We start from the raw sequence: 21,381 nt of genomic DNA on the forward strand, positions 1-21,381 counted from the left end.
CCATCGGCTGATAATCGGCCATTCACCACGGCATACGGGCGTTGTAGACGCAAACTTGGCTTAAATGCCCTGTTCACTGGAGCGGGGCGGGTGTCGCCTGTTACCATTCGCCCTTTGTTTGATCTTCTTTTCGAGACTTGCCATGACCACCGTCCGCACGCGCATCGCGCCATCGCCTACCGGGGACCCCCACGTAGGTACCGCTTACATCGCATTGTTCAACTACTGCTTTGCCAAGCAGCACGGCGGTGAGTTCATCCTGCGGATCGAAGACACCGACCAGTTGCGTTCGACCCGCGAGTCTGAGCAGCAGATCTTCGACGCCCTGCGCTGGCTGGGTATCGACTGGAGCGAAGGCCCGGACGTTGGCGGCCCGCACGGTCCGTACCGTCAGAGCGAGCGCGGCGAGATCTATCAGAAGTACTGCCAGCAGTTGGTCGACCTGGGTCATGCCTTCCCGTGCTTCTGCACCGCCGAAGAGCTGGACCAGATGCGCGCCGAGCAAATGGCCCGTGGTGAAACCCCGCGTTACGACGGCCGTGCGCTGTTGCTGTCCAAGGAAGAAGTGGCGCGGCGCCTTGCCGCTGGCGAACCGCACGTGATCCGCATGAAGGTACCGAGCGAAGGCGTCTGCGTGGTACCGGACATGCTGCGTGGCGACGTGGAAATCCCTTGGGACCGCATGGACATGCAAGTCCTGATGAAGACCGACGGCCTGCCGACGTACTTCCTGGCCAACGTGGTCGACGATCACCTGATGGGCATCACCCACGTGCTGCGTGGCGAAGAGTGGCTGCCGTCGGCACCGAAACTGATCCTCTTGTACGAATACTTCGGCTGGGAACAACCGGAGCTGTGCTACATGCCGCTGCTGCGTAACCCGGACAAGAGCAAGCTGTCCAAGCGCAAGAACCCGACCTCGGTGACTTTCTACGAGCGCATGGGCTTCATGCCCGAAGCCATGCTCAACTACCTGGGCCGCATGGGCTGGTCGATGCCGGACGAGCGCGAGAAGTTCTCGCTGCAGGAAATGGTCGACAACTTCGACCTCAAGCGCGTCTCGCTGGGCGGGCCGATCTTCGACATCGAGAAGCTGTCATGGCTCAACGGCCAGTGGTTGCGTGACCTGCCGGTGGAAGAGTTCGCCGCACGCGTGCAGAAGTGGGCGTTCAACTCTGAATACATGATGAAGATCGCGCCGCACGTACAGGGCCGCGTCGAGACCTTCAGCCAGGTCGCACCGCTGGCCGGGTTCTTCTTTGCCGGTGGGGTGAATCCGGACGCCAGGCTGTTCGAATCGAAGAAGCTCTCGGGCGATCAGGTTCGCCAGTTGATGCAGTTGATCCTGTGGAAGCTCGAAAGCCTGCGCCAGTGGGAGAAGGACAGCATCACCGCGACCATTCAGGCGGTGGTCGAATCCCTGGAGTTGAAGCTGCGTGACGCCATGCCGCTGATGTTCGCCGCGATCACTGGCCAGGCCAGCTCGGTGTCGGTGCTCGATGCGATGGAAATCCTCGGGCCGGACCTGACCCGTTTCCGCTTGCGCCAGGCGATCGACCTGCTGGGTGGCGTGTCGAAGAAAGAAAACAAGGAGTGGGAAAAGCTGTTGGGCGCGATCGCCTGATCCCGCGTACCTGACCTTGTAGGAGCCGGCTTGCCGGCGAAGGCGACCTCCAAGCTTGCGTCGATCTTGCGGCCGCCTTCGCTGGCAAGCCAGCTCCTACAGTGGGGAAAACCCCCCGGATTTACGGGGGAGGGCGGTAAGTGATTGTTATGTCGGCAAAAAATTTTAAAATTTTTGAAAAATAAGTTTGACAGACTTTCGATACGCCCTTAAGATTCGCCCCGTCCTCAGCGATGACATCAACGATGAGGGGCTATAGCTCAGCTGGGAGAGCGCTTGCATGGCATGCAAGAGGTCGACGGTTCGATCCCGTCTAGCTCCACCAATTTACAGTTCAAGGTCTGGCCACACCGGCCTTGAATCGATCAGTACTCAGCACTGATCAGTTGTATAGAAGGGTTTGCGTCCCCTTCGTCTAGTGGCCTAGGACACCGCCCTTTCACGGCGGTAACAGGGGTTCGAGTCCCCTAGGGGACGCCAGTTTTACAGAAGCGATGTTGCAAGATGTCGCTCCGCCGCGAGGCGAAAAATCTGGGGCTATAGCTCAGCTGGGAGAGCGCCTGCATGGCATGCAGGAGGTCAGCGGTTCGATCCCGCTTAGCTCCACCAATTTTACAGTTCAAGGTCTGGCCACACCGGCCTTGAATCGATCAGCTCTCAGCACTGATCATTGTATAGAAGGGTTTGCGTCCCCTTCGTCTAGTGGCCTAGGACACCGCCCTTTCACGGCGGTAACAGGGGTTCGAGTCCCCTAGGGGACGCCACGATTACCCGCTCTGCGGGATTTTAGAGGGTCATTCAATTATTGAATGGCCCTTTTGTTTGTCTGGCGTTTGGCCAAATCTCCCCCTTTCTCCCAAACTGTTCTTCAGACCAGCGGTCACATCCACGACTTGCAGAAAATTATTATAAAGATAATATTCTAGTCGTAATATTCGGAGGCATCGATGAACGATAAAAAAGCTCAAACCCGCGAACGCATCCTCAAGGCTGCCAGCGCCGCGCTGATCCAGCGCGGTCCGGCCGAGCCAAGCGTTGGCGAAGTGATGGGCGCAGCCGGCCTGACCGTCGGCGGCTTTTATGCGCACTTCGAAAGCAAGGACGCCATGATGCTCGAAGCGTTCAAGCAGTTGCTGGGTCACCGCCGTGACCTGATTGCCGACATGGATGCCCAGTTGACCGGTGAAGAGCGTCGCGCGTTGGTTGCTGCGTTTTATCTGTCACGCAAACACCGTGATTCCAGCGAGTCTGCGTGCCCGATCCCGGCCTCGATCGGTGAACTCGGACGCCTGCCTGAGGCGTTTCGAATCGCACTGAATGAGCACATGGAACTGATGGTCGCGCAGTTGGCGGCCAGTCCTGAAGACACCGACAAAGCCCTGGCCGATCTGGCCTTAATGGTGGGCGGCCTGGCGCTGGCACGGGCGCTGGGGCCCGGTGATTTATCCGATCGTTTGCTGCGCGCGGCCAAGTCGGCGGTGCGTTGACCTGAAGGCTGCGGCCTGGGGAGAATGCGATGAGCACGTTGAAGTGGGTTCGTGGCGTTAATGGCACCTTGGGCTGGTTCGCCCCGAAGCTGGTGGCGAGCAAAATGCGGCTGGCGTTCATGACGCCGCGCGATTTTCCACCGCGTGATTGGGAATTGCCGCTGCTGGCCAAATCCGAACGAATCACTTTGCGTTTCGGCCTCTCGGCCTTGCGCTGGGGGCAGGGCCCTGCGGTGTTGCTGATGCACGGCTGGGAAGGTCGGCCCACGCAGTTTGCTAGCCTGATCACGGCGCTGGTCGATGCCGGTTATTCGGTTGTCGCCCTGGACGGCCCGGCGCACGGTCGCTCGCCCGGGCGTGAGGCGAATGTCGTGCTATTTGCCCGTGCCATGCTTGAAGCCGCCGCCGAGTTACCACCGCTGCAAGCAGTCATCGGCCACTCCATGGGCGGCGCCAGTGCCATGCTCGCCGTGCAATTGGGCTTGCGTACCGAAACCCTGGTCAGCATTGCCGCTCCGGCACGGATTCTCGGGGTGTTGCGCGGTTTCGCCCGCTATGTAGGGTTGCCCCCGAAAGCTCGCTCGGCATTCATCCGCCAGGTCGAGAGTGACGTTGGCATGCGCGCTGCGATGCTGGATGTCGCGCACTACCAGCTCGACATGCCTGGCCTGATCGTGCACGCCGAAGATGACACCCATGTCCCGGTCAAGGAGTCGCAACTGATCCACGAAGCCTGGTTCGACAGTCGCCTGCTGCGTCTGCAGGAAGGCGGTCATCAGCGGGTACTGGCCGACCCGCGGGTGATTGATGGCGTGTTATCACTGCTGGCCGGTCGCAGCCTGCAATCGCGCCAATCGGCCTGAGCATCCGTTACACTGCCCCGGTCGAATTAATCTGACCGGGGAGTGGGGCATGGGCTGGGATCGGGCAACGCCATTTATCATTGATCTGCAAGTGGGCGCCGAAGACATCGATGGGCTGGGACACGCCAATAACGCGGTGTACGTGACCTGGCTCGAACGCTGTGCCTGGCGCCACTCCCAGCGCCTGGGCCTGGATTTGGTCGAATATCGGCGGCTGGACCGGGCGATGGCGGTGGTGCGGCACGAGATCGATTACCTGGCGGCTGCCTATGAAGGCGACGAGCTGCAGTTGGCGACCTGGATCGTCGATTGGGACCAGCGCCTGAAAATGACCCGTCATTTCCAGCTGAAGCGCCCCAGCGACAACTCGACCTTGCTGCGCGCGCAAACCACCTTCGTTTGCATCGAGCTGTCCACGGGCAAGCCCAAGCGCATGCCTGCCGAGTTCATCGAGGGCTACGGCCCGGCATTGCAAGTCGCGATCTAAGCGCTACCTTCGCGGGCAAGCCTCGCTCCTGCAGGTCGGTGATCTCCTGTAGGAGCGAGGCTTGCCCGCGAAGACGTCTGCGCAAACGCCATCATCCGGTCTGACGAAATACCTTCTAGACGCCGAAACCAGTAAACTGCCGCACGTTTTTCGTTGAGTGTGTTTTTCATGCAAATTGCCTTGGCGCCCATGGAGGGGTTGGTCGACGATATCTTGCGCGACGTGCTGACCCGAGTGGGCGGTATCGATTGGTGCGTGACCGAGTTCATTCGGGTCAACGACCAACTGCTCACGCCTGCCTATTTTCATAAATTCGGCCCGGAGCTGCTGAATGGCGCCCGGACTGCCTCCGGCGTGCCGCTACGCGTACAGCTGCTGGGTTCGGACCCTGTGTGCCTGGCGGAAAACGCCGCGTTGGCGTGCGAGTTGGGCTCTGAGGTGATCGACCTCAATTTCGGCTGCCCGGCCAAGACGGTCAACAAGTCCCGGGGCGGTGCCGTGCTGCTCAAGGAGCCTGAGCTGCTCAACCAGATCGTCGAGCATGTCCGTCGCGCCGTTCCGGCGCATATTCCGGTAACGGCCAAGATGCGCCTGGGCTTCGATAGCCCGGACGGTTCGCTGGTGTGCGCGACGGCCCTGGCTGAAGGCGGCGCCGAGCATATCGTGGTCCACGCACGAACCAAGACCGACGGCTACAAGCCACCCGCCCATTGGGAGTGGATCCCGCGGGTACAGGACGTGGTCAAGGTGCCGGTGTTCGCCAACGGCGATATCTGGAGCGTCGAAGACTGGCGCCGTTGCCGTGAAATCAGTGGTGTGGAAGACATCATGCTCGGTCGCGGCCTGGTTTCGCGCCCGGATCTCGCCCGACAAATCGCGGCGGCGAAGGCCGGTGAAGAAGTCGTCGAGATGACCTGGGCCGAACTGCTGCCGCTGATCCAGGACTTCTGGCTGCAAGCCAAGGCGCAAATGACAGCGCGTCAATCGCCGGGTCGCTTGAAGCAGTGGCTGGCGATGCTGACCCGCAATTATCCCGAGGCGGTCGAGTTGTTCGGCGTGCTGCGTCGTGAGACCGAACTGGATCAGGTCTCGCGTTTGTTGGGGTTGCAGGTGGCTGAAGCGGCCTGAAAAAAAGTAAAAAAATCTGAAAAAAATCTCTTGAAAAGCAAACAGCGGTCCCTATCTAAGGATTACGCGATGCCGAATTCGGGTCGCGGAGACAAGAAACCTTGCTGATATGTCTTCAGGAGATTTGAACCATGAGTACTGCATTTTCCCTGGCCCCACTGTTCCGTTCCTCTGTTGGCTTCGACCGTTTCAACGACCTGTTCGAAACCGCGTTGCGCAACGAGCCAGGCAGCACCTACCCACCCTACAACGTCGAGAAACACGGTGACGACCAATACCGCATCGTCGTGGCGGCGGCCGGCTTCCAGGAAGAAGACCTGGAGCTGCAAGTCGAGAAGGGCGTACTGACCATCAGCGGTGGCAAGCGCGACGCTAATGAAGGCGTGACCTTCCTGCACCAGGGCATCGCCCAGCGTGCATTCAAGCTGTCGTTCCGTCTGGCCGATCACATCGAAATCAAGGCCGCGGACCTGCGCAACGGTCTGTTGAGCATCGACCTGTTGCGGGTTGTTCCGGAAGAGGCAAAAGCCAAGCGCATCCCGATCAACGGGACGCAAAAACCGGCTCTGCAACACTAAGTCAGAGCAGGAAGAGGGCGCCATCAGGCGCCCTTTTTTTGATAGTAAAAATAAATCTGTCCCCTTCACCTCTTCACCTCCTGTCCCCTTTACCTCCTTTACCTCCTTTACCTCGCTTTACCTCCCTTTACTCCTGCTTTACTCCTTTACTGTTCAGGCTGTCGCAGATTTTTCGAGTCATTTCGAAGGGTGCGCGACGAGTTCTGATTGTGGGGAGTGAGACGCCTCATATGATTCTTATGAGCCTCTGCCTTAAATATCAGTTTATCTGCAGCGCTATTCAGTTCCTTACGATAGGTTTCCATTCTTTTTACAGTATGTATATCAATGTTATCGTTTTCCGTTGCGTATTCTGCGTCTGTTACTATCGCAAGTCTTTTTTCGAACTCGGTTTGATGTCGGCGGGCGCGTGGTAGCAAACTTTCAGCCTCCGCTGGTTTTGCGTATTTAAAAGTATGAAGAATCTCATTGTCGTGAGAGCCTATAATATTATCATTTATAAGTTGACGGATAACATCATCCGGTGATGTATGTCCGTCGCCCCGAACCCAGATAGGTGGTGTGTTTGCTATTGCTGCTCTGGTGTGTGCAGTTATTTCAGTACGACCGGTTCTTAGGAAAATCCTTGCGTTCATTGTTCTAACGACTTTTTCAATATAACGTCCATGTGGATCAACATTGAGAACTGGATTGCCACTACAGTAAGCATAAGCATTCAACCCACCCTTCCCAAACGGGCTCAAACTGTCCGGGCTGTTGAATCGCATCAATACTGGATTAAACTGACGATATCCATTACCTAAATGATAATGCCCTGTTACCGGATCGGGCCGTTCGCCGTTGAACCCTAGCAGACTAAGTAAACCGTTGTAGGATCGACGATGTCCGTAGGGCGTGTAAGCGATGGGTTGAGCCCGGCCTGCGTCAAGCGCGTTTAGAACTGTCCTTTGCAGGTCAGTTGCCATCAGCGTAATGTTCACTTGGTCATTCATGTGCTGTTGTTGCGCCAACACGTGGTCATCATGCTGAAAAATACTGTGCCTGCCCGAGTTCTGGATTTCAGTGGCCAAGCGCTCTTTGCAGTGAAAACGCTGAATGCCGGCTTGTCCAGTAGGCGCCCAACTAATCGATCGATCCAGGGCGTCGTAGTGGTAATTGCACAGCAGATTCTGGCGAGGTGATATGGGCATTGGCTGAGCTCCGATCAAGGTCCCTAAAGCTGGACCTAAAGCATCGGCGCATTTTCACTTTCTGCCCACTATCAGAACTGCTAGTCCGCTCATGTGGCTTGGGGCAATGCAGTCAGGTCCACCCATACCGAACCAGATGAAAGAAGATCGGCGCCGCAAAACACACCGAATCCAGGCGATCGAGCATGCCGCCATGACCCTCGATCATATGCCCCCAATCCTTCACTCCACGGTCGCGCTTGATCGCCGACATCACGATGCCGCCGGCGAATCCCAGCAGGTTGATCAGCAGGGCGATGAGCAGTGACTGCCAGGCGGTGAACGGTGTGATCCACCACAAGGCGCAGCCAATCAGCGAGGCCAGCAGGATGCCGCCGACAAAACCTTCCACGGTCTTGGACGGCGACAGGTTCGGGGCGATCTTGCGTTTGCCGAACAATTTGCCGCACACGTACTGCAGCACATCCGACATCTGCACCACGATCACCAGATAGGCGATCAGCAGCAGGTTTCGCCCCTCGTAACCGGCGATGTCCAGGGTCAGGAGGGCGGGGACATGGGATACGCAGAACACTGCGATCATCAGGCCCCACTGGACTTTCGAGGCGCGTTCGAGGAAGTGCGTGCTGTCGCCGCCCAGGGACGCCAGGATCGGCAGGAGCAGGAACACGTAGACCGGGATGAAGATCGAGAACAGCCCGTACCAGTCGTAGTAAATCAGCAGGTACTGCAGCGGCAGCGCCAGGTAGAAGGCCGCGACCAATGCCGGGTAGTCGCTGCGGCGGGTGGGCGTGAGGGTCATGAACTCGCGCAGGGCGTAGAAGGACACGGTGTAGAACAGCAGGATCACGGCGGTGGTGCCGAGCCAGAAGGCGATGCCGATTACCAGGACCATCACCCACCAGGCGTTGATCCGCGCGTTGAGGTTGTCGATCACCGGGTTGGGGCTGCCTTGGCTGCGGCGCTTGAGCCCCCAACCAATCGCCGAGGCCAGCAGCAGAAACGCGCCAATCCCGCTGAACAACATCAAGGTCTGTCTATCCATGTCAGGCATGCTCCCCGGCCAGGCTCAGCAGCGCATTGCGACTGCGTTCGAGAAAGTGCGTCTTGCTTTCGTCTTCGCTCAGGGTCAGTGCGGCGCCAAAACTGATGGTGCATAGCAGCGGCAGCGGCAGGACCCGCCCCTTGGGCATGACGCGGTTGAGGTTGGCGATCCACACCGGGATCAACTGCGCCTGGGGATATTGCCTTGCCAGGTGGTACAGCCCGCTCTTGAACGGCAGTAAACCCTCATCGGGGTTGCGCGTGCCTTCGGGAAAGATGATCAGCGAGTCACCGTGTTCCAGGGCGTCGAGCATCGGCTGCAAGGGGTTGTCGGCAGGGTCCTTGCGTTCACGGTCCACCAGCACGCCGTTGAACACCTGGTTGATGATGTAGCGCCGCAGTGTGCTTTTCAGCCAGTAGTCCGAGCCGGCAACGGGCCGGGTGATGGTGCGCAGGGTTGGCGGCAGCGATGCCCACAGCAGGACGAAATCGCCATGGCTGCTGTGGTTGGCGAAGTAGATACGTTGTACCGGTTCCGGTGCACAGCCGAGCCACAAACTGCGCGCGCCGGTCAGGATGCGCGCGGCCGAGGTGATGAGGGTGGCAACCACGGGTTCGAGCATGGGAACTCCTTATCCAGCAATGGACAGCCAGGGGCCGGCCAGGATGAAAGCCAGCGTCAATAACAGTTGTGCTGCCACCAGCAGCGCCTGGCGGCGTAACAATTTCAGTGCGCCGGCGATGCGCTCGTTCCAGGGGCGGTCGCCGCGGTCGGCGGGTTGCAGGCCCAGGGCCGCCAGTGCCTGGTCCAGGGCTTGGGTGCGCTGAGGGAGGTCTTCGGCAGGGTTGGCAAGGTGCCGGAACAGCTCGGCGTCGAAGGCAACCCGCAGCGCCCAGTACTTTTGCCACAGGCCGAGCACCAGTAGCCCGCTGCTGCAGATCAGGCTCCACAACCCCGGGCCGGGCATCACATACTGGCTCAGGCCGAGCAGGGCTCCCAGCAGGGTGAATCCGCTGGAGAGTCGATCCAGTGAGTCGCCACGACGCAACAGGCTGGCTGTCGCCTGCAATTGCATATCAATGGACACTGAGCTTCTCCATGCTGGTCGCCAGCGGTTCCAGCGCCTCTCGGTGACGGGGCCCCAGGACAATCCCCGGGCGTGCGCGCTGGATCAACAAAAAGGCTTCGGCGACACTGCTGGCCCGGCCGGTATGCAACAGCCAGGCGGCGACGGCGGTGGCGCTGCGCGAATAGCCCAAGGCGCAGCAGACCAGGAGCGGCCCGTGCTGGCGCAGGCTTTCGATGGCCAATGCAGCTTCCTGGCATTGCGCGGTGGTGGGGGCGGTCAGGTCCAGGACAGGCAGTGCGCGGTAGGCGACGGCGCCAGGATCGAGGGACAGTTCGGCACACAGGTCGAACACTGCGTTGAAGGTGCTGCCCTTGAGTTCCCGGTGAGTCGGTATGCGCCCGAGCCAGACGTCATCGAGCACCTGGTCGGGCAGCGGATTGTTGCGGGTCCACAGGCGTGAGTTGAGCCTGGCGGCAGCCAGGTAGGGCGCCAGCAGCCAGCGTGCGGCAGGGGACAGGCGTCCATCGGCGCGCTTCTGAAAACCTACTGCGCCCAGCACTGCGTAGTTGAGTGCCACCAGTAGCAAGGCCGCTGCCGGCCAGGTCAACCACAGCCAGGTGCCGCCGAAGAAAAAGGCCGGAACCGCGAAAACGGCAGCGCCCACCAGGTAATACAGCGCCAGTTGCCAGCGTTTCTTTCCGCTTGCCAGTCGGGCGCCCTGCAGCGGGCTGGGGCCCTCCAGCGGCCACAGCCAGACACACAGCCAGCCAAGCAGTGCACCGGTCGGCAGATCGATGAAGTGGTGCTGGTAGGTGGTCAGCACCGAGAGCCCGATCAAGATGAACCAGGCGTGCATCAATCCGCGCCAGAGACCCTGTAAGTGCCTGTGATAAAGGGTCCACAGGATCACCAGCAGTGCGATGTGAAGTGATGGCGCCTGATTGAACGGCTTGTCGAAACCTGCCAGGACATCGAACAGCCAACCGAATACGCCGTCCAGTTCAGGCCGGGCGAAGGTGAAGCGCAACGGCCAGATCAGGAAACAACTGACCGCAATGAGTTGCGCGGTCAGCAGGCGCAAGGCGTGGCGCTTGAGTGCCTCGCGACTGTCGGGTAGCAGCAGGGACAGCCCGTACAACAAGTCGATGGACCAGTACGGGACGATGGTCCAGGCCCAGAACGGCATGTGGTTTTCCCAGCCGAACACCAGGCTGCCGACATCGTCGCGCTGGGTGGTGTACCAGGTGGCGAAGCCGTAGGTGCCGAAGAACAACGGCGCCAGGAGCAGCAGCCAGAGCACCGCAGGCTTGAGCAAACCGGGCTCGCGCGTCGTCGTTGCGCTGCGCAGCATCAAGACACCCGTTGCGCGAGAGCGACGCTGAAAATGCCCCACTCGTCGACGCGCATGTCGACCTTGCGAAAGCCGGCGGCCTCCACCAGTTGGTCCATTTCCACCTGGGTGCGCCGGCGCATGACCCAGGCCTGACCTTCCCGGTGGCTGGTCAAGGCGCGGGCGATCAGTTCCAGTTGCGGGTGCCAGGGCTGGCCGGTGTAGACCAGGTATCCGCCAGGCTCCACGGCGTCGGCCAGACCCGCGAGGGAAGCACCGACCATCTGGTTGTCCGCGAACAGCTCGTACAGTCCGGAGACTACCGCCAGGGTTGGTTTGGGATCCAGCGCGGCCAGGTCGGCGCGGTCGAAGGCGTCGCCCTTGACGAACCGTGCGATCCCTTCCAGGCCTTTTTCGCGTATCAGTGCGCTGCCGTCACGCACGTTGATGTCGCTGTAGTCACGCAACAGGATCGACTCGGGTAACGGGCTGACGCCCTGCAAGGCTTCAAGAATGTAGCGTCCGTGTCCGGCGGCGATGTCGACGATACGTACTTCGCGGCGCTGGTCGCGTAATTGCTGCATCGCCAGGCGCAGCAGTTCTTCGACGTGCAGCTTGCGTTGGCGAATGCCGCGCCAGCCGATGGAGTCGAGGTAATTGCGGTCGATCATGCGGCCGACAGCCGAGGTACCCGTGGGGGTGTTGCGATAGACGTAGTCCAGTGTGCTGCCGGAGTCGAAACCGGTGTCGAAGCCCAGCTTGATCCCGGACGACAGTCGGCTGCCCAGGCGCATGCTGGCGCGGGTCATGCGCCAATACAGATCGCGCAGGGAGTTGCGCGGCAGCGGCGCGGCCAACGATTCGGATTCGGCGCAGGTCAGGCCCAGGCGATCGGCGTCCAGCAGGCTGGGACGTTCGCCGGGCTGTGCGAAGTTCTGCAGGATGAAGCGCCGTGCGCTGGCGACGGCGGGCCCCCGGTTCTTTTCGCCCAGGGTGTCGTGGAAGAACCCCGGCAGCACATGTTTTTCCTTGCGCAAAGTGCCCAGGCGCTCGAAAAACTGTTCCTGGGGTTGGCGATGCACGACGAAGTCGGCACCGGAGATCAGCATCTGAGTGGGTATCGCGATGGCCTGGGCATCGGCCACGACACGGTCGGCGGCCTCATAGAGACCGAGCAGGACATTGACTGAAATGGCCTTGGTGATCAGCGGATCGCTGTCGTAGCTGGCGACGCGCTGCGGGTCGTGGCTGAGGAAACGTGCCTTGACGTAGCTGTTGACGAAAAAGTTGCCGCGCCACCGGCGCATCAGCGCCAACCCCTGACGGGCGAAGGGTACATAGAGCTTGACCTTGAACGCCGGCGACGCCAGCACCAGCGCACGGATGCGCGGCGCGTAATCGTGGGCCCAGGTGGCGACGATCACCGCGCCGACGCTCTGGGCGATCACCGCCAGGTTTTCTTCGTTTATCTGGTAGGTCGCGCTCAGGTGCTCGCAGAAGCTCTGCACGTCCCGTACGCTGGTGGCAAAGCTGGGGCTGTCGCCCCGAGCGCCCGGCGATTGGCCATGACCGCGGGCATCCCAGGCGAAGAAATCGAAACCGGGCAGATCCAGTTCATCCACCAGATGGGCAATGCGCCCGGAGTGTTCGTGGCCGCGGTGAAACAGCAGCACGGCCTTGCGTGGCTCTCCCGGCTCTGGGGTGCCGGGCCAGTGGCGGTAGAACAATTGCACGCCGTCGTGGGTGGTGAATGTCTGTTGTTGTGCTTCACGCATTGCCATTTCCTTCGGCTGAAGAGCTGTCGATTTGTGTTTCCCTGAGGCCCTGGCGGACCCGGTTGACCAGGGTGCAGACCAGTAGCATCGCGATGATCGCGAACACCGTGTTGATCCAGAGTGGGCCGATCCAGCCCGGTACGATGCCAGCGGCCACCACCCCCAATACAAAAGCCCGGTCACTTTTGCCCATGGGCCCGTCATAGCGCCGCGAAGCCCCAATCATCGGCCCCAGCACGCCGCTGTATTCGCTGAACAAGGCGAGCAAGGCCACCAGCAGCACCAGCCACAGGCTGACACCGGGCAGCAGGGCAAAGGGCAGGATCAAGGCGCAGTCGGCGGTGATGTCGCACAACTCGTTGAGATAGGCCCCCAGGCGCGACTGCTGGTCGAATTCCCGAGCCAGCATGCCGTCGATGGCGTTGAGCGCCATGCGCACGATCATCCAGATCGGTACCAGTGCAAAGATCCAGGGGTGATGCACGAAACCTGCGATCACGGCGCCCACCAGGATTGAGCCGATGCCCGCGATCAGGGTGATCTGGTTAGCGGTGGTGCCGTTGTTGAACAGGCGCTGGACCAAGGGGCGCAGGAGGTTTTGGAATGCGGGTTTGATCTGGTAGATGCTGGGCACGTTGGAGAGGTCTCGGGCGGAGGCGATATGGTTACTGAGTGTAGATGGCATCTAGGGATGGATTTGGCGACGGCGCCCAGTGCATGGGTTTAATGCTGAAAGCGTGATCTTGTCGCGATAAGGCAATGTCAGGGATTCGTCCATGGCTTGGCCAGTGACAGCTTGATGAGGTAGCGCTCCTCGGTGGGGGTGCCTGTAATCCTTGAAGCGATTGACCACCAGCATCACTTGATACTGGGTGCCTGCATGCCAGTAGGATGTGCCACCCTTGTTCACGTCCCGCAATCGGGCTCGCCATTGGGGGGTGTCGGCGAACGGTGGGTCTTCTTCGACGCGGATGGGTACCCAGCCCGCGTTGCGCCATTGCTCCTGCAGATCCAGCACGACCTTGAAGGTGTCGTCGAGCAGCAGTGGCTCGATTTGCGGGGACATGCGGACGCCGTGGATATGTTCATCATCAAACATCACCGTGAAAAAGCGAGCCAGTGGGGTTACAAAACCGTACTGGGGATCAATGAAACGCAGGCGCGCATCTGATTTTGGAACACTGAACCATGAGCGCCCCGGAATTGCTGGGCCAATGCTTGCGCTGGAGCGCTGTCGCATCGCCTCGTACGGCTCACCAATCATTAGGGCGATTTCCGGCTCATCCGATAGGGCTTGAATCGCCGACAGCGTAAGGAGCGTAATCACTGCCAGTGCGAGCACGCCCCATCGCCAGCCCATGCGTTGCATCAGGTTCATCGCACGCCTCCACCCAAGGCGGTATCCCGTATCGATTGCTCTAGCTGCTTGCGTTGGTCGCTGTGCAGCAGATCATCAAACTGTCTCGCGGCCCTGAGCACGAAGGCCATGCGTTGGTTGACATTGGAGAGGTCGGCAACGGGGTTGTTGCCAAAACCAATGGTACGTCCGTCATCGATGCGGCGGCACTGGCTGGCCAGCGTAAGTTCGACGGCCTCAGCGGCACCGGACGGAAAACCGATGACGTAGGAGGCGTGATTACCGTGCAGCAACCATTGCAGGCCTTTGTCGTTGTACATCGCCGGTTGCAGGATGTTGACCTGTTCGTGCTTGGCTAGATGCTCAACACTTTTGGCGATGTTACCCGCCTCAATCGCCTCGAAGGCCAGGAGGATTTCCTCTTGGCTAGTCCCAAATTCCAGAGTTTCCTGCCCCACCGGCCACAGCACCGGATACTGACCAGTGCCATAGATGTTTTTTCGTGAGGCGAGGCAGTCCTTTAGGGCCTCCAGCCCCCGTTCCCTGTAGAACACATGCAACGGATACACATCCAGGAACAGCGTGGTATTGCCCATGGCCAGCATCTCGTACACAAACCGGTACATCCGTTGTGAGTACGACAAGGGCATGTCGGCACCCCAGTGGGTGAAGCCCCACACCGGGTTGTCACGGTTGGCCTGTTCGTACTCGTGCTGGCGCTGCTCAAACGCCCGAATGGTCGCGCGCTTTTCCCGCTCACTGGGGTTGAGCAAACCTCTCAATCCTTGTCTGGCACTGTCCCTCAGTTGCTGTATCGTCTCCTCTTCCGTTTGAATTTTCTCGATCGTGTCGGCCGCGTGCAGCAGGCCGCAACCCACCTGCTTGGAGGCAAAGGCCGCGAGCCCGGCCCACTGGAAACGCGGGTCATGTCGCCACAGCTGCGCGTAGGCAGCATTGATCGCCTTGTTGCGCGCCTTCGGGTCGGCAATCAACTTGCCGCCCGGTGCCACGACGTTTTCAACCCTTTGCTGGTACCCGCGCCACAGGTTTTCACAGACCGTCCCAGGCCGTTCGCTGAGCGTCGGTGAGGGCGCCCGCGCTGAAGTGAATCCGGATTGTCGCGGGGCGACCGGGTGGTTGGGGGCAACGGGCGCGGCTTCCTGCTGCGGGGCACTCCTCGCGGCTGGCGGCGCAGCATCCTGTCTGGACTCATAGGTGGAGTTGGTAAACGAAGGGATGAGCCCGGCCTTGCAGGGACAGTTGCTGCGGCTGTCCAACGAGCCCGCCACCAGTCTGCCGTGACTGTTGATGAACGAGATGCCACCGATGATTTCGTAAGTTTCGTCGTTTTTGCCACAGGAAACCCGATCCCCGGCGCGAGCATGGGCGAAGCCAAACATCATGACGCGGGTATCGGCCTCCAGCACCTCGCCACCGCAACTGGTCTTGTCACCCTTGCGAATGAAATACCCCTTAGCCATAGCTGCAACTCCTTGTCTGTTCACGGTCAAATTGCTCCTGCATCCGAAGGAACGGAGGCAGGGCAAAGTGCAGCGCAAGGGTTGTATATGAGGCAGTCAGGCGTAAATCGGACGTTTCCGGAATGCGCGTAGGAAAGGGATGTTCAACCAGTGAGTTCGCTCCTACAGGAGCTTTTGCAGATCCTCCACCGGCAGCGGCCGGCTATGCAGATACCCCTGATAGAGATGGCAGCCCAGGCCTTGCAGGAACTCAAGCTGTTCCGAATTCTCCACCCCTTCGGCGATGATCTTCAGCCCCAGGCTGCGGGCCATGGCGACGATGGCGCGGATGATCTCGGCGTCGTTGGGGTCGGTGGTGGCGTCGCGAATGAACGACTGGTCGATTTTCAGGGTGTCGACCGGCAGGCGCTTGAGGTAGGTCAGCGAGGAGTAGCCGGTACCGAAATCGTCCATGGCAAAGCTCACGCCGAGTTTTTTCAGGCGCAGCATCTTGTTGATGGTGTCTTCCAGGTTCTGGATGACGATGCCTTCGGTGATTTCCAGTTTCAGCAGCGAGCAGGGCAGGCCATAGGTGGCGAGGCTGTTTTCGATGCGCTCGACGAAGTCGTTCTGGCGGAACTGGCGCGGGCTTATGTTGACGCACAGGCTGAATTGCAGCGGGTCCACCCGGCCATCGGCGATCAGTTGCCTGAAGGCCTGGCAGGCTTCGTCGACGATCCAGGTGCCGACTTCCAGGATCAACCCGCTGTCTTCCAGCACCTTGATGAACTCGGTGGGCGACTGCGCGCCGAGTTCCGGATGGTTCCAGCGCACCAGCGCTTCGGCACCGACGATGCGGTTATCCCGGGCGTCCACCTGGGGTTGGTAGTGCACACGAAACTCACCGCGCGAAAGCGCCAGGCGCAGGTCGGTTTCCATGCGCAAGCGCTCGCTCGCGGCCTTCTGCATCGTGTTGTGGTACATCTGCGCGGTATTGCGCCCTGAATCCTTGGCGCGATAAAGAGCAATGTCAGCGCGCTTGAGCAAGTCGGTCGGCGTCGAGCCGTGGTCGGGAATCAAAGCGATGCCGATACTCGGCGTCACTTGCAGGCGTTGACCGTCGAGGAACATCGGTTCGGACAGCAGCTCGCGAATGGTGTCGGCCAGCTGGCAAACCTGATCGCTGACCTCGTTGCGCGAGCCTTCGAGACCGCTGAGCAGCACCACGAATTCATCCCCGCCCAGACGCGCGACGGTGTCTTCCATGCGCACGCTGGCTTCCAGGCGCGCGGTGATGATTTTCAGCACCGTATCGCCCACCGGGTGGCCGAGGGAATCGTTGATGTGCTTGAAGTGGTCAAGGTCTAGGAACATCAATGCGCCGCGCAGGTTGTGGCGCTTGAGCAGGGCGATCTGCTGGCTCAGGCGATCCATCAGCAGTGCGCGGTTGGGCAGGTTGGTCAGCGGGTCGTGGTAGGCCAGGTGGCGGATCTGCGCCTCGGCATTTTTCAGCAGGCTGACGTCCCGCGCGGTCAAGAGCAGGCACGCGGTTTCGTTGAGGGTAATCGGTTCGACCGACACCTCAACCGTCAGCAACTCGCCGCGCTTGTTGCGCCCGAGCATTTCCTGGTGGTGTACCCGACCCTTGATCTGCAGTTCGGCCAGCAATGCCGAGCGTTGTTTCTCTTCGGCCCAGATCCCCACCTGGTACACGGTACGGCCGATCACTTCGTCGGCGCGGTAGCCGGTCAGGCGGCAGAAGCCGTCGTTGACCTCCAGGTAGCGTCCGGTATCGCGTTCAGTGATGGTGATGGCGTCGGGGCTGGAGTGGAAGGCCTTGGCGAACTTCTCTTCGCTGGCCTTGAGCGCCGCTTCCGAGCGTTGCTGTTGGGTGATGTCGCGCAAGGTGGTGACGATGCACGACTGTTCGCTGACGCTGATCTGGCGACTGGAAATCACGCAGGTCAGCGACTGCCCATCCTTGTGCTGGACGAGGATCGCCACATTGTTCAGGCCTTGTTCGCGAATCACCTGTTCGATCCGCTGCAGGCTTTTTGCCGAAGCGTCCCACAGGCCGATTTCGTCGGCGCTGCGCCCGATCACATCGGCGGCGCTCCAGCCAAAGGTCTGGGTAAAGCTGGAGTTGATCTCGATGAACTGCCCGGTGTCCTGGCGCGTTACGCAGATCGGGTCCGGGCTGACCTGGAACAGGGTGGCGAATTTCTCTTCGGAGGCCACCAAACGTTGTTCGCGCTCGACCTGGTCGGTGATATCAAGCAGGGTGCCAGCCATGCGCAGGGGCACGCCGTTTTCATCGCGGTAGAGGCGGGCGCGGCTTTCCAGGTAGCGTGAGCTGCCGTCCGGCATTTGCACCCGATAGGTCAGCTGATAGTTGCCGGCCGGGCCTTCGCGCAGGCTGCGGTAGGCATCGCGCATGGTGTCGCGTTCTTCGCCGGGCACGCCTTCGAAAAAATCGTCGAAGGATTCATGGAAAGGGATGGGCTCCATGCCGTGCAACTGGGCGGCGCGGGCCGAGCCATACAACATGCCGCTGGGAATGTGCCAGTCCCAGGTGCCTAGCTGCGCCGAGTCCAGGGCCAGGTCGAGGCGCTCCTGGCTGTCCTTGAGGGCGTGTTCGGCGGCTTTGCGTTCGGTGGTGTCGAGGAAGGTGCTCAGCAGGTAGGGCTGACCTTCGAGTTCGACCTTTTGTGCGCTGAGGATGCCATCGTGGATCTGCCCGTTGCTGGCGCGAAACTGCACCTCCATGCTGGTCAGTTCGCCTTTGGCCTTGGTGGCCTTGACCAGTTGCGCGCGTTGCTCGGGGTGCACCCAGAGGCCCAGTTCCAGCGTGGTGCGGCCGATCGCGTCCTGCACCGGCCAGCCGAACAGGCTTTCGAAATACTGGTTGGCTTCGGTGATCAGGCCGTCATCCTGGCGCGTCAGCAGGACCATGTTCGGGCACAGGTGAAACAGCGTTGCGAAGCGCTTCTCCGAACTGCTCAGCGCCTGTTCGCGCAGGCGTTGGTGGGTGATTTCGCGGATCACGCCAATCATGCGTGGACGGCCGTGTTTGTCCGGCAGCAGGCTGCCGTTGATCTCCAGCCAATGCAGGGTGCCGTCGGGCCAGCGAACGCGATGGTGCATCGCTTGTTCCAGCGGTGCGCCGGCGATCACGGCATGGAAGGCGCGAAGGGTCTTGGCCCGATCTTCGGCAGGCAACAGGTCGAGGTATTCCAGGTCGGCCGGCAACGGTTGCCGGGGATCGAAGCCAAACAGCGCCTGCGTGCCTCGGGACCAGCTGATCTGCCCACGCTCGATATCCCAATACCACGCGCCCAGGCGCGCGCCGTTAAGCGCGGCCAGCAATTGCGAGGCACTTTCCCAGCTTTGTTCGGAGCTTTTCGGGTCAAGCGCCTGGATGCGCGGCATCGGCGGAATACGGTCAACAGATTTCGGCATTGGCAAGCCTTGAGCTGAATTGGGTATCGGGTACAGAAATTCGGGCTCTATAGGAGTAGCACAAGTCAGCCTTGAGTCCCTGGCAGATCGATTTGAGCATCCAGCAAGGCCATGAAGGCCCGTGCTGCATTCGATAGCGTCCTTTCTGTGTGCAGGATATAGCCTAGCTGGCGAGTCAGTTGTATGCCCGGTAAAGGTATTCGCGCAACCTGGTCATCGAGCATGGTGCGTGGCAAGACGCTCCAGGCCAGGCCGATCGACACCATCATCTTGATGGTTTCCAGGTAATTGGTGCTCATGGCGATGTTCGGCGTCAGGCCCTGGGCCTCGAACAGGCGCTGGACGATGTGGTGGGTAAAGGTGTTGCCGCCGGGGAACACCGCCGGGTGTCGGGCGATGTCCGCGAGGCTGACCTTGCCGTTGTGGAGCAAGGAATGCTCCGGGGCGACCACGAAGTCCAGCGGGTCGTCCCACACCGGCGTGGCCTTGACCAGGGCGTGGGGTTCCGGCGCCAGGGTGATGACCGCCAGTTCCGCCCGACCGTGGAGGATTTCTTCGTAAGCCACTTCCGAATCGAGAAACTGGATGTCCAGCGCCACCTCGGGGTAGCGCCGGGTGAACTCCCTCAATAAAGGCGGCAAACGGTGCAGGCCGATGTGGTGACTGGTGGCCAGGGTCAGACGACCGGTCACCTCGCCGGTGAGGTTAGTCAGGGCGCGGCGCGTATCATCGAGGACATTCAGAATCTGGTAGGCCCGGGGCAACAGGGCGCGGCCGGCCTCGGTCAAGCCGACTTCGCGGCCGAGCCGATCGAACAGTCGCACCTTCAGTTGCTGCTCCAGCCCGGCGATGCGCTTGCTGATTGCCGGCTGCGTCAGGTGCAAGCGTTCGCCCGCGCCGGAGAAGCTTCCCGTCTCGGCGATGGCAATAAAAGCATTGAGGTTGGCCAGGTCCATAACAGTATTCCAGCTGGTTATCCAAAGCATAAAAAATATGAATTTGAGTTATTTAATGTAACCCCATAGGATCAGCCTCACAAGCCAAAGGGTTATTGAATTAATCGAGACCCAGGGCATAGAAACAAGCTGATGAGGAAACCGTCTGATGGCCGGCAAAACGCTCTACGACAAGCTCTGGGATTCGCATTTGGTCAAACAGCGCGACGATGGTTCGGCGCTGATCTACATCGATCGTCACATCATCCACGAAGTGACCTCGCCGCAAGCTTTCGAAGGCCTGCGACTGGCCGGGCGCAAGCCATGGCGTATCGATGCCAACATCGCGACCCCGGACCACAACGTACCGACCACCCCTGAGCGCAAGGGCGGCATCGCAGCCATTGCCGACGAGGTTTCGCGTTTGCAGGTCCAGACCCTCGACGACAACTGCGATGAATACGGCATCGTCGAATTCAAGATGAATGACGTCCGCCAAGGCATCGTCCACGTCATCGGCCCGGAGCAGGGTGCCACCTTGCCGGGCATGACCGTGGTCTGCGGCGACTCCCATACCTCGACCCATGGCGCGTTCGGTGCCCTGGCCCACGGTATCGGCACTTCCGAGGTCGAGCACGTGCTCGCCACCCAGTGCCTGGTCGCCAAGAAAATGAAAAACATGCTGGTGCGCGTCGAAGGCCAATTGCCGTTCGGCGTGACCGCCAAGGACATCGTGCTCGCCGTGATCGGCAAGATCGGCACCGCCGGCGGTAACGGCCACGCCATCGAGTTCGCCGGCAGCGCGATTCGCGACCTGTCCGTGGAAGGCCGCATGACCATCTGCAACATGGCCATCGAGGCCGGTGCTCGCGTAGGCCTGGTGGCCGCCGATGAAAAAACCGTGGCTTACGTGAAGGGCCGTCCATTCGCCCCGAAAGGCGCGGAATGGGATTTGGCCGTCGAAGCCTGGAAAGACCTGGTGTCCGACGCCGATGCGAAGTTCGACACCATCGTTGAGCTCGACGCGACCCAGATCAAGCCGCAAGTCAGCTGGGGCACTTCGCCCGAGATGGTATTGGCTGTGGATCAGAACGTTCCGGATCCTGCGAAGGAAATGGACCTGGTCAAGCGTGATTCCATCGTCCGTGCCTTGAAGTACATGGGTTTGACCGCCAATCAGGCGATCACCGACATCCAGCTCGACCGCGTGTTCATCGGTTCCTGCACCAACTCGCGGATCGAAGACCTGCGCGCCGCAGCGGTGATCGCCAAGGGCCGCAAAGTGGCCTCGACCATCAAGCAGGCCATCGTCGTTCCAGGTTCGGGACTGGTGAAGGCCCAGGCTGAATCGGAAGGCCTGGACAAGATTTTCCTCGAAGCCGGTTTCGAATGGCGTGAGCCGGGTTGCTCGATGTGCCTGGCGATGAACCCGGACCGTTTGGAAAGTGGCGAGCATTGCGCCTCGACCTCCAACCGTAACTTCGAAGGCCGTCAGGGCGCCGGTGGCCGTACCCACCTCGTCAGCCCGGCCATGGCCGCGGCCGCTGCCGTAAACGGTCGTTTCGTCGACGTCCGTGAATTGATTTAAGGAGCG

The 21,381-nt window shown here is 60.5% G+C and carries 17 protein-coding genes, 4 tRNA genes and 1 pseudogene; 11 read left to right on the forward strand and 11 right to left on the reverse strand.

All coding sequences use genetic code 11. The annotated features are described in order from the left end of the window. Window positions 1-142 precede the first annotated feature (142 nt). From gltX to ACIO0C_RS04670, 10 genes are all read left to right on the forward strand, one after another. Complete coding sequence (gene gltX, locus ACIO0C_RS04625) at window positions 143-1,624, forward strand: glutamate--tRNA ligase (protein WP_401308444.1); 1,482 nt, start codon at window positions 143-145, stop codon at window positions 1,622-1,624. Between the two features lie 249 nt (window positions 1,625-1,873). Next, window positions 1,874-1,949, forward strand: a tRNA-Ala gene (locus ACIO0C_RS04630). Window positions 1,950-2,028: 79 nt separating this feature from the next. Next, window positions 2,029-2,104, forward strand: a tRNA-Glu gene (locus tag ACIO0C_RS04635). Between the two features lie 53 nt (window positions 2,105-2,157). After that, window positions 2,158-2,233, forward strand: a tRNA-Ala gene (locus ACIO0C_RS04640). Window positions 2,234-2,312: 79 nt separating this feature from the next. After that, window positions 2,313-2,388, forward strand: a tRNA-Glu gene (locus ACIO0C_RS04645). 183 nt (window positions 2,389-2,571) lie between these two features. Then, a complete protein-coding gene (locus ACIO0C_RS04650) occupies window positions 2,572-3,111 on the forward strand; it encodes a TetR/AcrR family transcriptional regulator (protein ID WP_008056330.1) in 540 nt (179 codons plus the stop codon). A gap of 29 nt (window positions 3,112-3,140) precedes the next feature. Beyond that, window positions 3,141-3,974, forward strand: a complete 834-nt coding sequence (locus tag ACIO0C_RS04655; RefSeq protein WP_401308446.1) for an alpha/beta fold hydrolase — start codon at window positions 3,141-3,143, stop codon at window positions 3,972-3,974. A 49-nt stretch (window positions 3,975-4,023) separates the two neighbouring features. After that, window positions 4,024-4,461, forward strand: coding sequence for an acyl-CoA thioesterase (locus tag ACIO0C_RS04660; protein ID WP_401308449.1), 438 nt, complete (start codon window positions 4,024-4,026; stop codon window positions 4,459-4,461). A 168-nt stretch (window positions 4,462-4,629) separates the two neighbouring features. Next, entirely contained in the window at window positions 4,630-5,589 is a 960-nt protein-coding gene (locus ACIO0C_RS04665; RefSeq protein ID WP_401308452.1) for a tRNA dihydrouridine synthase, read from the forward strand. Between the two features lie 131 nt (window positions 5,590-5,720). Next, window positions 5,721-6,167, forward strand: coding sequence for an Hsp20 family protein (locus ACIO0C_RS04670; RefSeq protein WP_401308455.1), 447 nt, complete (start codon window positions 5,721-5,723; stop codon window positions 6,165-6,167). Between the two features lie 146 nt (window positions 6,168-6,313). Here ACIO0C_RS04670 and ACIO0C_RS04675 read toward each other — a convergent pair whose 3' ends face one another. From ACIO0C_RS04675 to ACIO0C_RS04725, 11 genes and pseudogenes are all read right to left on the reverse strand, one after another. Continuing rightward, window positions 6,314-7,357, reverse strand: coding sequence for an RHS repeat-associated core domain-containing protein (locus ACIO0C_RS04675; RefSeq protein WP_401308458.1), 1,044 nt, complete (start codon window positions 7,355-7,357; stop codon window positions 6,314-6,316). A 112-nt stretch (window positions 7,358-7,469) separates the two neighbouring features. Beyond that, window positions 7,470-8,402 carry a phosphatidate cytidylyltransferase gene (locus ACIO0C_RS04680; RefSeq protein ID WP_401308461.1) on the reverse strand — a complete coding sequence of 311 codons (933 nt, stop codon included), beginning with the start codon at window positions 8,400-8,402 and terminating at the stop codon, window positions 7,470-7,472. A gap of 1 nt (window position 8,403) precedes the next feature. Continuing rightward, window positions 8,404-9,024 (reverse strand): lysophospholipid acyltransferase family protein, encoded by a 621-nt coding sequence (locus ACIO0C_RS04685; RefSeq protein WP_401308464.1) that lies wholly within the window; start codon window positions 9,022-9,024, stop codon window positions 8,404-8,406. A 9-nt stretch (window positions 9,025-9,033) separates the two neighbouring features. Further along, the gene (locus ACIO0C_RS04690; protein WP_401308467.1) at window positions 9,034-9,489 is read right to left on the reverse strand and encodes a hypothetical protein; all 456 of its coding nucleotides are present in this window, start codon (window positions 9,487-9,489) and stop codon (window positions 9,034-9,036) included. Next, window positions 9,479-10,822 carry a phosphatase PAP2/dual specificity phosphatase family protein gene (locus tag ACIO0C_RS04695; RefSeq protein ID WP_401308469.1) on the reverse strand — a complete coding sequence of 448 codons (1,344 nt, stop codon included), beginning with the start codon at window positions 10,820-10,822 and terminating at the stop codon, window positions 9,479-9,481. Before ACIO0C_RS04695 ends, ACIO0C_RS04690 begins: the two co-directional genes overlap by 11 nt. Next, window positions 10,822-12,576, reverse strand: coding sequence for a bifunctional alpha/beta hydrolase/class I SAM-dependent methyltransferase (locus ACIO0C_RS04700; protein WP_401308472.1), 1,755 nt, complete (start codon window positions 12,574-12,576; stop codon window positions 10,822-10,824). Before ACIO0C_RS04700 ends, ACIO0C_RS04695 begins: the two co-directional genes overlap by 1 nt. Continuing rightward, window positions 12,569-13,210, reverse strand: coding sequence for a CDP-alcohol phosphatidyltransferase family protein (locus tag ACIO0C_RS04705; RefSeq protein ID WP_401308475.1), 642 nt, complete (start codon window positions 13,208-13,210; stop codon window positions 12,569-12,571). Before ACIO0C_RS04705 ends, ACIO0C_RS04700 begins: the two co-directional genes overlap by 8 nt. Window positions 13,211-13,338: 128 nt before the next feature. Continuing rightward, window positions 13,339-13,954, reverse strand: a pseudogene (locus ACIO0C_RS04710) (hypothetical protein). After that, the gene (locus ACIO0C_RS04715; protein WP_401308478.1) at window positions 13,951-15,414 is read right to left on the reverse strand and encodes a PAAR domain-containing protein; all 1,464 of its coding nucleotides are present in this window, start codon (window positions 15,412-15,414) and stop codon (window positions 13,951-13,953) included. Before ACIO0C_RS04715 ends, ACIO0C_RS04710 begins: the two are co-directional and overlap by 4 nt. Before the next feature lie 162 nt (window positions 15,415-15,576). After that, on the reverse strand, window positions 15,577-18,852 hold the full coding sequence (locus ACIO0C_RS04720; RefSeq protein ID WP_401308481.1) for a PAS domain S-box protein: 3,276 nt from the start codon (window positions 18,850-18,852) through the stop codon (window positions 15,577-15,579). A gap of 65 nt (window positions 18,853-18,917) precedes the next feature. After that, a complete protein-coding gene (locus ACIO0C_RS04725; RefSeq protein WP_401308483.1) occupies window positions 18,918-19,808 on the reverse strand; it encodes a LysR family transcriptional regulator in 891 nt (296 codons plus the stop codon). A gap of 148 nt (window positions 19,809-19,956) precedes the next feature. Here ACIO0C_RS04725 and leuC point away from each other — a divergent pair, with 148 nt between their 5' ends. Beyond that, the gene (gene leuC / locus ACIO0C_RS04730) at window positions 19,957-21,375 is read left to right on the forward strand and encodes a 3-isopropylmalate dehydratase large subunit (RefSeq protein ID WP_401308487.1); all 1,419 of its coding nucleotides are present in this window, start codon (window positions 19,957-19,959) and stop codon (window positions 21,373-21,375) included. Window positions 21,376-21,381 lie beyond the last annotated feature (6 nt).

The organism is Pseudomonas sp. NPDC087336, assembly GCF_044744285.1.
In the GTDB taxonomy this organism is placed as follows: Bacteria; Pseudomonadota; Gammaproteobacteria; order Pseudomonadales; family Pseudomonadaceae; genus Aquipseudomonas.